Source organism: Serratia sp. 22278 (assembly GCF_052045405.1).
Taxonomy (GTDB): Bacteria; Pseudomonadota; Gammaproteobacteria; order Enterobacterales; family Enterobacteriaceae; genus Serratia; species Serratia marcescens.
Window position 1 is genome coordinate 121,714 of sequence record NZ_JBQEOW010000002.1, and the last position, 14,637, is coordinate 136,350.

Genomic DNA, 14,637 nt, shown 5'->3' on the forward strand with positions numbered 1-14,637 from the left:
GACAATAGCAGCCGCGCGCGGTGGCCGCCAGCAGAATCCCTGCGCCTTGGCGATCTTTACACTCGTCCCGCACCCCTCTTACCCCGGCCGATTCACCGCATGGCGAATAAACGCCCAAAAAGCCGCAATTTAAAGACAAAAACGCGTGAAGCGTGCAATTCCCACGCTTTACATGCGCCACACACACATGTACCATTGAGCTAGTACAAAAGAACCTCTTCCCTCAGGAGCACGCATGTCTACGGACACCATCCAGAAGCTGGCCCGCCCTTCCGTCCTCGGCGGCGCGATGATCATTGCCGGAACCGCCGTTGGCGCCGGCATGTTTTCCATTCCGATCGTCACTTCCGGTGTCTGGTTCAGCGGCTCCGTCGCGCTGCTGGTGTATACCTGGGCCTGCATGCTGCTTTCCGGCCTGATGATCCTCGAAGCCACGCTGAACTACCCGAGCGGCGCCAGCTTCAACACCATGGTCAAGGATCTGCTGGGCAAAGGCTGGAACGCCGTGAACGGCCTGTCGGTGGCGTTCGTGCTGTACATCCTGACCTACGCCTATATCTCCGCCGGCGGCTCGATCATCGCGCACACGCTGGAGGGCATCGTCGGCGTCGGCCAGACCACCGCCGGCCTGGTGTTCGCGCTGGTCGTGGCGTTTATCGTCTGGCTCTCCACCCGCGCGGTCGACCGCCTGAGCACCATTCTGATCGGCGGTATGGTGATCACCTTCGTGATGTCGGTGGGCGACATGTTTACCCACGTGCAGCCCGCGGTGCTGTTCAACACCGGCGATGACCAGGCCAGCTATCTGCCTTACGCCCTGGCGGCGCTGCCTTACCTGCTGACCTCATTCGGCTACCACGGCAACATTCCCGGGCTGGTGAAGTACTACCGCAAGGACAGCGGCTCCGTGGTGCGCAGCCTGGTGTACGGCACCCTGCTGGCATTGGCGATCTACATCCTGTGGCAGTATGTGATTCAGGGCAATATCGCGCGCGACGCCTTTAAGCAGGTGATCGCCGAGGGCGGCAATATCGGCAGCCTGCTCAAGCAAATGGGCAACGTCTCCAGCAGCCAGACCGTCAGCCAACTGCTGAACGCCTTCTCTTATATGGCGCTGGCCAGCTCGTTCCTCGGCGTGTCGCTGGGCCTGTTCGACTACCTGGCGGACTTCTGCAAGTTCAAGGACGACGCCGTCGGGCGCAGCAAGACCGCGCTGGTGACCTTTGTGCCGCCGACCCTGGCCGCGCTGCTGTTCCCGAACGGTTTCCTGTACGCCATCGGCTTCGCCGGGCTGGCGGCCACCATCTGGGCGGTGATCGTGCCGGCGCTGATGGCGCGCGCCAGCCGCCGCCGCTATCCGCAGGCCGGTTACCGCGCACCGGGCGGCAACGGCGTGATCCTGTTCGTCATCCTGTTCGGCTTGATCAACGCCGCCGCGCATATTCTGTCGCTGTTCGGCCTGCTGCCGGTCTTCCGGTAATCCTCGAAGGGAGAGCGCCTGCTCTCCCTTTCCCGCACTGTTTTTACGCCGGGCTATTGCCTGAAATCGGCGGCGCGAGTACCTTGTCGCAACTTCTCTAATACTCTTCATTGCGGATGAATTGAAATGGCAAGAGCTAACGAAATTAAGCGCGGCATGGCGATCAGCTACAACGGCAAGCTGCTGCTGGTAAAAGATATCGACGTGCAGAGCCCGAGCGCCCGCGGCGCCAGCACCCTGTACAAAATGCGCTTCTCCGACGTGCGCACCGGCCTGAAAGTGGAAGAACGCTTCAAGGGCGACGATATCCTGGACACCATTTCCCTGTCGCGCCGCAAGGTGAACTTCTCCTATATCGACGGCGAAGAATACGTGTTCATGGATGACGAAGATTACACGCCGTACATCTTCAAGAAAGACCAGATCGAAGACGAGCTGCTGTTCATTCCGGAAGGCGGCCTGCCGGGCATGCAGGTGCTGACGCTGGATGGCCAGGTGCTGGCGCTGGAGCTGCCGCAGACCGTGGATATGGAAATCGTCGAGACCGCGCCGGGCATCAAAGGCGCTTCCGCCAGCGCCCGCAACAAACCGGCCACCATGGCGACCGGTCTGGTGATCCATGTGCCGGAATACCTCAGCGCCGGCGACAAGATCCGCATTCATATCGCCGAACGCCGCTACATGAGCCGCGCCGACTAGTCGCGCCAGCGGGGCCGATGCTCGGCCCCGTTTCATTTTCCGCTACGGCAATTCCGGGAAAAAGCGCCGCTTGAGCGCCAGCTCGACGCCGCGCAGCTCCGCCAGCCCTTTCAACCGCCCGATGGCCGAATAGCCCGGATTGGTTTTCTTTTTCAAATCGTCCAGCATCTGATGCCCATGATCGGGGCGCATCGGGATCGGCCGCCGATCGCCCGCCCGCTGCCGACGCAGTTCTTCGGTCAGGATCGCTTCGATCACCGCCACCATGTCCACATCGCCCTGCAGATGCGCCCCCTCGTGGAAGCTTTTCGGGTTCTCCTCGCGGCAGGTGGCGCGCAGGTGGGTAAAGTGAATGCGATCGCCGAAGGTTTCAATCATCCGCACCAGATCGTTGTCGGCGCGCACGCCGTAGGAACCGGTGCACAGGGTGAAGCCGTTATGAATGCTGTCGACGGTCTGCTTCAGCCACTGCATGTCTTCAATCGTGGAGACGATGCGCGGCAGGCCGAGGATCGGCCGCGGCGGATCGTCGGGATGCACCGCCAGCCGGATGCCGGCCTCTTCCGCCACCGGCACGATGGCGCGCAGAAAGGCCGCCATGTTTTCGCGCAGCTGCGCCTTGTCGATGCCGTCGTATTCCGCCAGGCGGCGGCGGAACTGCTCCAGCGTATAACCTTCTTCCGCCCCAGGCAGCCCGGCGATGATATTGCCCGTCAGCGTGGCTTTCTCCTCCTCGCTCATGGCGGCGAAATAGGCTGCCGCCTGACTGCGCTCTTGCGGCGTATAGTCAGCCTCGGCGCCGGCGCGCTGCAGGATATGCAGCTCGAACGCGGCGAAGGCGATCTGATCGAAACGCAGCGCTTTGGCGCCGTCCGGCAGCGAATAGGCCAGATCGGTGCGCGTCCAGTCGAGGATCGGCATGAAGTTGTAGCAGACGGTATCGATGCCGCAGGCCGCCAGGTTGCGCAGCGTCTGCTGGTAATGGGCGATATGCCGCTGCCAGTCACCGCTGTGAGTTTTGATTTCCTCATGCACCGGCACGCTCTCGACCACCGACCACACCAGTCCTTTTTCCGCCAGTAACGTCTGGCGCGCGCGGATCTCATCGATCGGCCAGACTTCGCCGTTCGCGATATGATGCAGCGCCGTCACCACCCCGGTCGCCCCGGCCTGACGCACGTCGTCCAAAGAAACCGGATCGTTCGGGCCATACCAACGCCATGTTTGTTCCATGTATTGTCCTTATGCCTGTCTCGCACCGCAATGCTGTTATACCAGTTTAATTTAGATGTCAGTTATCTTTAACTTACTCTTTCGCCACGCGCTGTCAAAACCGAACCCCTCATTGGTTGATCCACTTCACGCTTCTGGCTTATTTTGGGCTGACCAATTCCTTTAACCGGCCGACATCCTTACACTGGTCGCAGTTTTTTATCGCCGGCGCCACCCTGTCTATGTGGCAGAAAACTGGTCTGCTAACTTGGCGCAAGTGGCCCGCCAGCTGTCTTACACGCTTTGGAGATGAGATGAAAACGATCGCCAACACCCCGCTGCCCGGCGCCGTCCGGCAGCCGGGCTATGACCGCCGGGCCCTGCGCAGCCGCATCGTGCACCTTGGCTTCGGCGCGTTCCACCGCGCGCATCAGGCGCTGCTGACCGATCGGGTGCTGAACGCCCACGGCGGCGACTGGGGCATTTGCGAGATCAGTCTTTCCGGCGGCGTGCCGCTGTTTGAGGCGCTGCGGCAACAGGATCATCTGTACAGCGTGCTGGAGAAAGGCGCGGACGGCCATCAGGCCATCGTGGTCGGCGCGGTGCATGAGAGCCTGCACCGCAAGCTGGAGGGCATCGCCGCGGTGCTGGAGAAGCTGGCCGAACCGCAGGTGGCGATCGTCTCGATGACCATCACCGAAAAAGGCTACTGCATCGAACCCGGCAGCGGACGGTTGGATCGACAGCATTCGGGGATCGTCGCCGATCTGGCGTGGCCGCATCAGCCGCAGACCGCGCCCGGCATTTTGGTGGAAGCGCTGCGGTTGCGGCGCGAACGCGGCCTGCCCGCCTTCTCCCTGCTTTCCTGCGACAATATTCCGGAGAACGGCCACGTGTTGCGCCGGGCGGTGCTCGATCTGGCGCAGGCGCGGGATCCGTCGCTCGCCGACTGGATCGCCACCGCCGCCACCTTCCCCTGCACCATGGTGGATCGCATCGTGCCGGCCGCCACGCCGGCCACGCTGGATGAGATCGCCGCCGCGCTGGGCGGCGTGCGCGACGAATGCGCCATCGCCTGCGAGCCCTTCATTCAATGGGTAGTGGAAGACAACTTCACCGCCGGACGCCCGGCGTGGGAGTTGGCCGGCGCCCAGTTGGTCAGCGATGTGCTGCCGTTTGAACACATGAAACTGCGCATGCTGAACGGCAGCCACTCGTTCCTGGCTTACTTAGGCTACCTGGGCGGCTACCGCTATATCAACGAGTGCATGGCGGATGAGCACTACCGCCGCGCCGCCCTGCGGTTGATGCTGGACGAACAGGCGCCGACGCTGAGCGTCACCGGCATCAGCCTGCCCGACTACGCCGCGCAGCTCATCGCGCGCTTTAGCAATCCGGCGCTGCAACACCTCACCTGGCAGATCGCCATGGACGGCACGCAAAAGCTGCCGCAGCGCCTGCTGGACGCCGTGCGCTGGCATCTGCGGCACGGTGGCGACTATAGCGGGCTGGCGCTGGGCGTGGCGGGCTGGATGCGTTACGTCGGCGGCGTCGATGACGCCGGTGAGCCGATCGACATTCGCGATCCGCTGGCAGACGTGCTGAAGCAGACGATCGCCGCAACGCCGGACGATCGGCGGCGCGTAGCGGCGCTGTTGGCGTTGAAATCGGTATTCGGCGAAGCGCTGGCGGCGCATGCGGCATTTACCGACGCGGTGACGCAAGCCTATTTATCGCTGCGCGATCGCGGCGCGCGTGAAACGGTGAAGGAGTGGGTGATGCGGTGAGGAGCCTGCAGGGCCGAGAATAACCATGCCGGCGTAACGTTACGCCGGCATGGCGGAACGACTTAACGATAAACGACCGTCATAACAGCGAGTTTCTTCTGTTGGTCCACCCACTTCATTTCGGTTGTGCCTAGATTTAGCGGAAGTTCTTTGCGTGTAGCATCAAAACCTGACAACGCTTGCTGGGCCTGATAACGCTGGCCGTTGCGGTAACATTGCGTATTCGCCTTAGAATCTGCAATCTTGACCGTGCAAGGACTTTCAACGATAGAACCGACGAAGCGAATTACCCCACCGGCCACGCCTGCATGACTCACTGCCGTCCATGAAAACAACATTCCTACGATCAAAAATAACCGAAAGGCATTCATGGCAACCTCATTTTTAGTTAAGCCAATTTAACCATAGAGGATCTTGTTAGGAATAATCGCAAGGAAAGGGACAGGATTTGATCGTTAATCGCGTCATTAACAATGTAAAAACAAGCTACTAACAAAAGTTAACCGTATCTAATACAGGGTTTTATCTAAGAATTTTCTTGCAAAGAAAGATGGATTTTATCGGTTGAAAAGCGCAGGGTGACGTGCAAAATTTGCGAGATAGAGCACAAATTAAATCGCGGTCGTTTCACCGATACGGCTGCGTAACTCATTTATTAAGCAGGTTAATTTTTGCGCCAGGAATGATTAATGACCAAAACCAATTTGATTACCGGTTTCCTCGGCAGCGGTAAAACCACCACTATCCGCCATTTGCTGGCTCATAAACCCGAACATGAACGCTGGGCGGTATTGGTCAATGAATTCGGCGAGATTGGCATCGACGGCGCGCTGCTGGCGGACAGCGGCGCGGTGCTCAAAGAGATCCCCGGTGGCTGCATGTGCTGCGTCAACGGCCTGCCGATGCAGGTGGGCTTGAATATGCTGTTGCAGCAGGCCAAACCGGACCGGCTGCTGATCGAGCCGACCGGGCTCGGGCATCCGAAACAAATCCTGTCGCTGCTGACCCAGGAGAGTTATGCCGGCTGGATCGATCTGCAGGCCACCCTGTGCCTGCTGGATGCCCGCCAGCTCAGCCAGCCCCGCTACCGCGACAACGAAAACTTCCGCGATCAGCTGGCCGCGGCCGACGTTATTTTGGCCAGCAAAAGCGACACCTATCAGCCGGAAGACAGGCGGGCGCTGGAGGCCTGGAGGGCGCAAGACCCGCTGCAGCGGCCCTGCTACGCCATCGCGCAAGGCGAAACGGATGTCGCGCTGTTGTCACTTCCGCGCACGAATCGTACAGAATTGCCGGACGCACAGCATCATCATGGTCAGGCGAAAAAGCAGGGGCTGGCGGCGCTGCGGCTGCCGGAGCACGCCCGCTGGCGGCGAGCGTTGAATGAAGGGCAAGGCTTCACCAGCTGCGGCTGGATTTTTGACGGCGATACCCGGTTCGACACCGTCGGTTTCATGGAATGGGTGCGACTCGCGCCGGTCGAACGCGCCAAAGGCGTGGTGCGCATCCCCGAAGGCACATTGCTGATCAATCGTCAGGGGCAGGATCTCAACATCGAAACCCGCCCGGTCGCGCCGCTCGACAGCCGAATTGAGCTTATCCACAGCGAAAATGCCGATTGGAATGCCCTGCAATCCGCCTTGTTTAAGATTCGTTTAAGTTAGACCCCGTACCGTTGCCCCCCGGTTGCCGCAGGGTAGCCGGGTTTTATTTCGTTTTCATTTTTCCAACAGGTTATGTCATGACACGCCGCAATTTACCCTTCATTCTCTTCTTCAATTTACTGGGCGTTGCGCTGTTTCTGTCCTGGTTCCTGCCGGCCAATCACGGCGGCTGGTTTACCCTGGATTCGGCGATCTTCTTCTTCTTTAACCGCCATCTGGCCACCGACCCGGCGTTTTTGCATCTGGTCGCCATCACCAACAACCGCGCGTTCGACGCGATCTCGCTGCTCGCCATGGGGCTGCTGTATCTGTACTTTTATCTGAAGCAGGACGCCGCCGGCCGCCGCCGCCTGGTGATCACCGGCGTGGTGATGCTGCTGACCGCCGTGGTGCTGAACCAGCTTGGCCACCTGCTGCCGGTGAAACATCCAAGCCCCACCCTGACCTTTGACAATATCCATCGCGTCAGCGAGCTGACCGGCATCCCCACCAAGGACGCTTCTGGCGACAGCTTCCCCGGCGACCACGGCATGATGCTGATTATTTTTTCCTGCTTTATGCTGCGCTATTTCGGCCGCGGCGCCTTCGCCGTCGCCCTGCTGATTACGGTGGTCTTCTCATTGCCGCGCGTGATGATTGGCGCCCACTGGTTTACCGATATCGCCGTCGGCTCATTGTCCGTAGTGCTGGTTGGCGCCAGCTGGGTGCTGATGACGCCTTGCAGCGACTGGATCGTCGATCGGTTGAATCGCCTGTTGCCCGGCAAGCACCGCCCCGGCCAACCATAATTTGTGTCTATGACTCATTCCGGGAGGCGCCCGCCTCCCGTCCTCTCCCCCTCGCCGCGCGCAAAAATTTCCCCGCCGTTCGTTAACGCTTTTGCAACCTGATTTCACGCCAGATTCATACATCGGACAATTGGCGTTTTTTATATGAAGATTTACATTATGTTACATCACAAATTCATATAAAAAAGACGGGAAAAAGGCTCGCAATCCCCTATTGGTTCCGGTAATCTCAGATGCGTTTGTGCCTGGTTTAAGTCGAATCAGTATGAAATCCGATAAAAATGTGCGTTCTCGCACGTTTTCAACGGTAACTGGTTGTCGATGCAACAGGTGCGGACTAGGCTCGTTTCGTTTGGCATTTTTCAGGTAGCGACTTTCGTCGTTAAGGACTTCAAGGGAAAACAACAACAATGGTCAAATCTCAACCGTTTCTGAGATATTTTTTGCGGGTAGTCCCTGCAATTGCCGCTGCGGTTATGCTGTCAGCGTGCAGCTCGACTCACACTTCGAACTTGAATAACGCACAAACTGAGATGCGTGCAGTTAATGACAAAGACGGTCTTTTACTGCAAGCCTCTCAGGATGAATTCGAAGCGATGGTCCGCAACGTTGACGTCAAGTCAAAGATTATGGATCAGTACGCGGACTGGAAAGGCGTTCGCTACCGCTTAGGCGGTGACACCAAGCGCGGCATCGATTGCTCGGCGTTTGTGCAGCGCACCTTCCGCGAACAGTTCGGCATGGATTTACCGCGTTCAACCTATGAACAGGAAGATCTCGGCAAGAAAATCCAGCGCACCAAGCTGCGCGCCGGCGATTTGGTGCTGTTCCGCGCCGGTTCTACCGGGCGCCATGTCGGCATCTATTTAGGCAACGATCAGTTCGTTCACGCCTCCACCAGCAGTGGGGTCATGATTTCCAAGCTGACCGATAACTATTGGAATAAACGTTATCGAGAAGCGCGCCGGGTGCTGACCAACGGCTGACGGCGCAACGCCCTGAAGATCCTGAATACCAAACGAGCGATAAGCGCCGCCCACGGGCGGCGTTTTTTTTGGGCTGTCGAACGGGTATCATCAAGATTGATCCCTGCCTTATCGTCACCGTTCCCCACTTAACACTGCCGCACGTCGTTATTTTGATAAACTGTTGGCAGGAAATCGCGCCGTCGAGGAAAAACTCGCCTATTATCGTCAGATGACGGCAACGGCGCCCCGGCGTTATTTAAAACGTTTCCGCTGATATTATGCGCATGATATTTCTGTCGGCGACGCCGCATATTTAAACGGCGCCGCCGGTTGGTACGGGATAAAAAGGCAAAAATGAAAAAAAAGCCGCTGGCACAATCCATTAACTGGCTGCGCGACACGCCTGACGCCCTGTTGCAGAGGGCTCGGTTATGGGCTTGAAAAGAGCTTTCGCCCGCAGCGTGTCTCACCGACAACGCAGCCTGGCCAAAAGCGGTGTCGCCGCCCTGGTATTTTTTACGCTATTCACCGCGGTCACGCTTTCTTTGATCAATCACCAGCGCACGCAATATCAACATAAGGTCGAAGCGCGCACGCAAAAGTTCACGCTGGGTTATATCTCGCATCTGACGGCGGTGATGCGGCAAATGATGCCGCTGCTGGACAAGCCTTGCCTCTCCAGCCAGTCGGACATTACCTACCAGGCGGCCTTTACCAGCGGCGTGCGCACCTTCCTGTTGGTGAAGGACGGTTACGCCTATTGCTCCTCCGCCACGGGCGACATGATGTTGCCGATGAAAAATATCTACCAGGATATCGACTGGGATCTGCCTCTGGATCTCAAGCTGCAGCAGGGTACGCCGATGGTGCCAAACAAACCGGCGGTTGCGGTTTGGCTGCGGCATCCCGGCGAAAAGGCCACCGGCATCCTCGCTACGCTGGACATCGATCTGATGCCCTACCTGCTGTTCACCTCGCACGACGAACAGGCGCCGGGCATCGCCATCGTGATGGGCAACCGCGCGCTGACCACTTTCAGCCCGAACCTGATGCCGGTCAATCAGCTGCCGAAGGGCAAGGCGGATAACCTGACGCTGCCCAATCTGCCGCTGACCATCCTGTTCTACAACGAGAAACTGACCCCCAACGACATTCGCCTGACGCTGCTGGGCAGCTTGGTGCTGTCATTGATGACCGGCGTACTCTGCTACTACATGCTGCTGCTGCGGCAAAGCCCGGAACGCGCGCTGCTGCGTGGCATCAAGCGCAACGAGTTCTTTATCGAATACCAGCCGGTGTTCCACACCGACAGCAACAGCATCGGCGGGCTGGAAGCGCTGATCCGCTGGCAGCATCCGATCGAGGGCCGTATTCCGCCCGATGTCTTTATCCCCTACGCCGAAAGCAACGGGCTGATCGTGCCGCTTACCCGCCACCTGTTCAGGCTGATCGCCGAAGATGTGCCACAGCTCGCCAAAGCGCTGCCACGGAGAGGTAAAGTTGGCCTCAACATTTCCCCCGCCCACCTCAGCGCGCCGTCGTTCCACCAGGACGTGTATGAACTGTTGACGCAGCTGCCGGGCGATTACTTTACGCTGGTGTTTGAAATCACCGAACGCGGCATGGTGGAAGAAGAGAGCGCGCTGGCGGAGTTTGACTGGCTGCACAAACAGGGCATCGAGATCGCAGTGGACGATTTTGGCACCGGGCACAGCGCGTTGATCTATCTTGAGCGCTTCACCATGGATTATCTGAAGATTGACCGTGGCTTCGTCAACACCATCGGCCAGGATACGGTCACCGCGCCGGTGCTGGATGCGGTGATCTCGCTGGCGAAAAAGCTGAAAATGCTGACAGTGGCCGAGGGCGTGGAAACCGCCGAGCAGATGCAGTTCCTGCAAGAGCACGGCGTCAACTTCATGCAGGGGTACTACTTCAGCAAGCCGCTGAGCATCGATGATTTCGTCGCTTACTGCAATGCTCATCAGGTCTTTGATTATCAGGAAAAAAATAGTTAATCTTTAAGCATCTTTACCCTGCGCCCGCCCGAAGAATGTTATGCTGGGCGCAGGCTGTACTTTATTCCACAGCAGGAGCTTACCGTCTGATGTCCGTGCGCATTTTCGCTGCTCTGGTGCTCTCGGCACTGAGCTTCGGTCTGCGGGCCGAAGCCCTCAACGAAAGCTACGCTTTCGCCCTTCTCGGTGAACCGAAATACGCCACCGACTTCAGCCATTTCGACTACGTCAACCCGGCGGCGCCCAAGGGCGGCGACGTGCGGCTGGCGGCCATCGGCACCTACGACAACTTCAACCGCTTCGCTACCCGCGGCGTGCCCGGCGAGCGCACGATGGAGCTGTACGATACGCTGTTCACCAACTCCGACGACGAACCCGGCAGCTATTACCCGCTGATTGCCGAATCGGCCCGTTTCCCGGCCGACATGCGCTGGATGGAATTGGATATCAACGCCCGCGCCCGCTTCCAGGACGGCAGCCCGATCACCGCCGCCGACGTGGCCTTTACCTTCAATAAATTCATGGCCGAAGGCGTGCCGCAGTTTCGCTCCTATTACAAAGGCGTCACGGTCAAGGCCATTTCCCGGCTGACGGTGCGCATCGAGCTGCCTAAGGCGAACCGTGAGCAAATCCTCAGTCTGCTCAGCCTGCGCGTATTGCCGGAAAGCTTCTGGAAAAACCATAAGCTCAACGAACCGCTCAGCACCCCGCCGCTCGCCAGCGGCCCGTATAAAATCGGCGATTACCGCCTCGGCCAGTACATCATCTATCAGCGGGTGCGCGACTACTGGGCCGCCAATCTGCCGGTGAACCGCGGCCGCTACAACTTCGACAGCATTCGTTACGATTATTACCTGGACGATAAGGTATCGCTGGAAGCCTTCAAGGCCGGCGCTTACGATTTCCGCATCGAGCCGTCGCCCAAAAGCTGGGCCACCCAATATCAGGGCGGCAACTTCGCGCGCAACTACATCATCAAGCAAGACGAGACCAACCAGGCGGCGCAGAATACCCGCTGGCTGGCGTTCAATCTGCAAAAACCGCTGTTCGCCGATCGTCGGATACGGGAAGCGATCGGCCTGGCTTTCGATTTTAACTGGATGAACAAGGCGCTGTATTACAACGCCTATCAGCGCGCCGACAGCTATTTCCAAAACACCGCCTACGCCGCCCGCGGCTACCCGGACGCCGCTGAACTGGCCTTGCTGGCACCGCTCAAGGGCCAGATACCGCCGGAGGTATTTACCAGCATCTACCAACCGCCCTCCTCCGACGGTAGCGGCAACGATCGACAAAACCTGCTGAAGGCGACCCAACTGCTGAAAGAAGCCGGTTGGGTGGTCAAAAATCAAAAGCTGGTCAACGCCAAAACCGGCCAGCCGTTCACCTTTGAACTGATGTTGCTGAGCGGCAGCAACTTCCAGTACGTGCTGCCGTTCCGCCACAACCTGCAACGGTTGGGCATCGAGATGCAAATCCGCGAGATTGACGCCTCTCAGTACACCCGCCGCATGCGCGAGCGCGATTTCGACATGATGTCGACGGTGTATATGGCGATGCCGTTCCCCAGCGCCGATCTGCAAATTCTGTGGGATTCGCAGTACATTGATTCCAGCTATAACACCCCCGGCGTCAAAGATCCGGCGGTCGACAGCCTGGTCAGGCAAATCGCCGCCCATCAGGGCGACGAAAAAGCCCTCTTGCCGCTCGGCCGCGCGCTGGACCGGGTGCTGACCTGGAACAACTACATGCTGCCGATGTGGTACTCCAACCACGACCGCTACGCCTATTGGGACAAATTCTCCACGCCGTCGATTCGCCCGGCCTATGCGATCGGCTTCGACAACTGGTGGTACGACGTCAACAAGGCGGCGCGCTTACCGGCTCAGCGGCAATAAGGAGTCGGAATGGCGGCCTATCTGATACGCAGACTGTTATTGGTGATCCCCACGCTGTGGGCGATCATCACCATCAACTTTTTTATCGTGCAAATCGCCCCCGGCGGTCCGGTCGATCAGGCCATCGCCGCCATCGAGCTCGGGCACGGCAGCGGGTTTGGCAGCGGCGGTGTCGGCGAAGGCCTGGGCCACGCCCGGACGGGCATCGCGGCTGGCGACGGCCAATATCGCGGTTCGCGCGGCCTGGATCCGGAGGTGATCGCCGAGATCACCCAACGTTACGGTTTCGACAAACCGCTGCACGAGCGCTACTTCACCATGCTGTGGAACTATATGCGCTTCGACTTCGGCGACAGCCTGTTTCGCGGCGCTTCGGTGATGCAGCTGATCGGCCAGAGCCTGCCGGTCTCCATCACGTTGGGCCTCTGGAGCACGCTGATCATCTATCTGGTGTCGATCCCGCTCGGCATCCGCAAGGCCGTCCACAACGGCAGCGCGTTCGATACCTGGAGCAGCACGCTGATTATCATCGGCTACGCCATTCCGGCTTTTCTGTTCGCCATTCTGATGATCGTGCTGTTCGCCGGCGGCAGCTACCTGGACTGGTTCCCGCTGCGCGGCCTGGTATCGAGCAACTTCGACACCCTCTCATGGCCGGCGAAGATCGCCGACTATCTGTGGCATATCACCCTGCCGGTGCTGGCGACGGTGATCGGCGGCTTCGCCACCCTGACCATGCTGACCAAAAACGCGTTCCTCGACGAGATCCGCAAACAGTACGTCACCACCGCCCGTGCCAAAGGGCTGGACGAGAAAAAAATCTTGTACCGCCACGTGTTCCGCAACGCCATGCTGCTGGTGATCGCCGGTTTTCCAGCCACCTTTATCAGCATGTTCTTCACCGGCTCACTGCTGATTGAGGTGATGTTCTCGCTCAACGGCCTGGGGCTGCTGGGTTACGACGCCACGCTGCAGCGCGACTACCCGGTGATGTTCGGCACGCTGTATATCTTCACCCTGATCGGCCTGCTGTTGAATATCCTCAGCGATATCACCTACACCCTGGTCGATCCGCGCATTGACTTCGAGGCCCGCCAATGAGCCGCCTTAGCCCGATCAACCAGGCGCGCTGGGCGCGTTTTCGCCGCAACCGCCGCGGCTACTGGTCGCTGTGGATCTTTTTGGTGCTATTCACCCTGAGCCTGGCCGCCGATCTGATCGCCAACGACAAACCGCTGTTGGTGCGTTATGAAGGCCGGTTGTACCTGCCGTTTATGATTAGCTACAGCGAAACCACCTTCGGCGGCGAACTGAATACCGAAGCCGACTATCAGGATCCGTTCGTGCAGCGGCAGATCGAACGGCACGGCTGGGCGGTCTGGGCACCGATCCGCTTCAGTTACGACACCATCAACTTCGCCACCGAGGTGCCCTTCCCTTCGCCGCCTTCGCGGCACAACCTGCTGGGCACCGACAGCAACGGCGGCGACGTGCTGGCCCGGGTGCTGTACGGTTTTCGCATTTCGATGCTTTTCGGCCTGGCGCTGACGCTGTTTTCCAGCCTGATCGGCGTGTGCGTCGGCGCGACGCAGGGGTATTACGGCGGGCGTTTCGATCTGTGGGGGCAACGCTTTATCGAAGTGTGGTCGGGCATGCCGACGCTGTTTCTGATCATTCTGCTGTCTAGCATCGTCCAGCCCAATTTCTGGTGGCTGCTCGGCATCACCATCCTGTTCGGCTGGATGAGCCTGGTGGGCGTGGTGCGCGCCGAATTCCTGCGCACCCGCAATTTTGACTATATCCGCGCCGCGCGCGCCATGGGCGTGCCGGATCGGGTAATCATGTCCCGCCATATGCTGCCCAACGCCATGGTGGCGACGCTGACCTTCCTGCCGTTTATCCTCTGCGGCTCGATCACCACCCTGACGTCGCTCGATTTCCTCGGTTTCGGTCTGCCGATAGGCTCGCCGTCGCTCGGCGAATTGCTGCTGCAAGGCAAAAACAATCTGCAGGCGCCGTGGCTCGGCATCACCGCATTCCTGGTATTGGCAGTGCTGCTGTCGTTATTAATCTTTATCGGCGAAGCGGTGCGCGACGCCTTTGACCCCAGCAAGGCGCATTGA

Annotated in this window: 12 protein-coding genes; 10 read left to right on the top strand and 2 right to left on the bottom strand. The window is 59.2% G+C overall.

The window, feature by feature from the left end; all coding sequences use genetic code 11:
* Positions 1–235 precede the first annotated feature (235 nt).
* Complete coding sequence (gene mtr, locus ACTJJ6_RS05190) at positions 236–1,480, top strand: tryptophan permease (RefSeq protein WP_440803153.1); 1,245 nt, start codon at positions 236–238, stop codon at positions 1,478–1,480.
* Positions 1,481–1,606: 126 nt separating this feature from the next.
* The gene (gene yeiP / locus ACTJJ6_RS05195; RefSeq protein WP_004935725.1) at positions 1,607–2,179 is read left to right on the top strand and encodes an elongation factor P-like protein YeiP; all 573 of its coding nucleotides are present in this window, start codon (positions 1,607–1,609) and stop codon (positions 2,177–2,179) included.
* Positions 2,180–2,221: 42 nt separating this feature from the next.
* Here yeiP and uxuA read toward each other — a convergent pair whose 3' ends face one another.
* Positions 2,222–3,412 (bottom strand): mannonate dehydratase, encoded by a 1,191-nt coding sequence (uxuA, locus tag ACTJJ6_RS05200; RefSeq protein WP_049300476.1) that lies wholly within the window; start codon positions 3,410–3,412, stop codon positions 2,222–2,224.
* Between the two features lie 293 nt (positions 3,413–3,705).
* On the opposite strand from uxuA, the gene ACTJJ6_RS05205 reads away from it, so the two are divergent.
* Positions 3,706–5,178: a mannitol dehydrogenase family protein gene (locus ACTJJ6_RS05205; RefSeq protein WP_049300475.1), complete on the top strand. Its 1,473-nt coding sequence runs from the start codon at positions 3,706–3,708 to the stop codon at positions 5,176–5,178.
* Between the two features lie 62 nt (positions 5,179–5,240).
* On the opposite strand, the gene ACTJJ6_RS05210 is transcribed toward ACTJJ6_RS05205, so the two are convergent.
* Positions 5,241–5,549, bottom strand: coding sequence for a type 1 fimbrial protein (locus ACTJJ6_RS05210; RefSeq protein WP_016926977.1), 309 nt, complete (start codon positions 5,547–5,549; stop codon positions 5,241–5,243).
* Between the two features lie 318 nt (positions 5,550–5,867).
* On the opposite strand from ACTJJ6_RS05210, the gene ACTJJ6_RS05215 reads away from it, so the two are divergent.
* From ACTJJ6_RS05215 to ACTJJ6_RS05245, 7 genes are all read left to right on the top strand, one after another.
* On the top strand, positions 5,868–6,842 hold the full coding sequence (locus ACTJJ6_RS05215) for a CobW family GTP-binding protein (protein WP_049300474.1): 975 nt from the start codon (positions 5,868–5,870) through the stop codon (positions 6,840–6,842).
* A 77-nt stretch (positions 6,843–6,919) separates the two neighbouring features.
* A complete protein-coding gene (locus ACTJJ6_RS05220; RefSeq protein ID WP_049300473.1) occupies positions 6,920–7,630 on the top strand; it encodes a phosphatase PAP2 family protein in 711 nt (236 codons plus the stop codon).
* Positions 7,631–8,040: 410 nt separating this feature from the next.
* Entirely contained in the window at positions 8,041–8,616 is a 576-nt protein-coding gene (gene mepS, locus ACTJJ6_RS05225; RefSeq protein ID WP_025303553.1) for a bifunctional murein DD-endopeptidase/murein LD-carboxypeptidase, read from the top strand.
* 413 nt (positions 8,617–9,029) lie between these two features.
* Positions 9,030–10,616, top strand: a complete 1,587-nt coding sequence (locus ACTJJ6_RS05230) for a cyclic di-GMP phosphodiesterase (RefSeq protein ID WP_440803150.1) — start codon at positions 9,030–9,032, stop codon at positions 10,614–10,616.
* Between the two features lie 89 nt (positions 10,617–10,705).
* Positions 10,706–12,514: an extracellular solute-binding protein gene (locus ACTJJ6_RS05235; RefSeq protein WP_049300472.1), complete on the top strand. Its 1,809-nt coding sequence runs from the start codon at positions 10,706–10,708 to the stop codon at positions 12,512–12,514.
* 9 nt (positions 12,515–12,523) lie between these two features.
* Complete coding sequence (locus ACTJJ6_RS05240; RefSeq protein WP_016926973.1) at positions 12,524–13,615, top strand: microcin C ABC transporter permease YejB; 1,092 nt, start codon at positions 12,524–12,526, stop codon at positions 13,613–13,615.
* On the top strand, positions 13,612–14,637 hold the full coding sequence (locus tag ACTJJ6_RS05245) for an ABC transporter permease (RefSeq protein ID WP_016926972.1): 1,026 nt from the start codon (positions 13,612–13,614) through the stop codon (positions 14,635–14,637). Before ACTJJ6_RS05240 ends, ACTJJ6_RS05245 begins: the two co-directional genes overlap by 4 nt.

Bases quoted from the DNA above. Each gene is read 5' to 3' on its own strand.
- mtr (WP_440803153.1), top strand. From the start codon at position 236: ATGTCTACGGACACCATCCAGAAGCTGGCCCGCCCTTCCGTCCTCGGC.
- yeiP (WP_004935725.1), top strand. From the start codon at position 1,607: ATGGCAAGAGCTAACGAAATTAAGCGCGGCATGGCGATCAGCTACAAC.
- uxuA (WP_049300476.1), bottom strand. From the start codon at position 3,412: ATGGAACAAACATGGCGTTGGTATGGCCCGAACGATCCGGTTTCTTTG.
- ACTJJ6_RS05205 (WP_049300475.1), top strand. From the start codon at position 3,706: ATGAAAACGATCGCCAACACCCCGCTGCCCGGCGCCGTCCGGCAGCCG.
- ACTJJ6_RS05210 (WP_016926977.1), bottom strand. From the start codon at position 5,549: ATGAATGCCTTTCGGTTATTTTTGATCGTAGGAATGTTGTTTTCATGG.
- ACTJJ6_RS05215 (WP_049300474.1), top strand. From the start codon at position 5,868: ATGACCAAAACCAATTTGATTACCGGTTTCCTCGGCAGCGGTAAAACC.
- ACTJJ6_RS05220 (WP_049300473.1), top strand. From the start codon at position 6,920: ATGACACGCCGCAATTTACCCTTCATTCTCTTCTTCAATTTACTGGGC.
- mepS (WP_025303553.1), top strand. From the start codon at position 8,041: ATGGTCAAATCTCAACCGTTTCTGAGATATTTTTTGCGGGTAGTCCCT.
- ACTJJ6_RS05230 (WP_440803150.1), top strand. From the start codon at position 9,030: ATGGGCTTGAAAAGAGCTTTCGCCCGCAGCGTGTCTCACCGACAACGC.
- ACTJJ6_RS05235 (WP_049300472.1), top strand. From the start codon at position 10,706: ATGTCCGTGCGCATTTTCGCTGCTCTGGTGCTCTCGGCACTGAGCTTC.
- ACTJJ6_RS05240 (WP_016926973.1), top strand. From the start codon at position 12,524: ATGGCGGCCTATCTGATACGCAGACTGTTATTGGTGATCCCCACGCTG.
- ACTJJ6_RS05245 (WP_016926972.1), top strand. From the start codon at position 13,612: ATGAGCCGCCTTAGCCCGATCAACCAGGCGCGCTGGGCGCGTTTTCGC.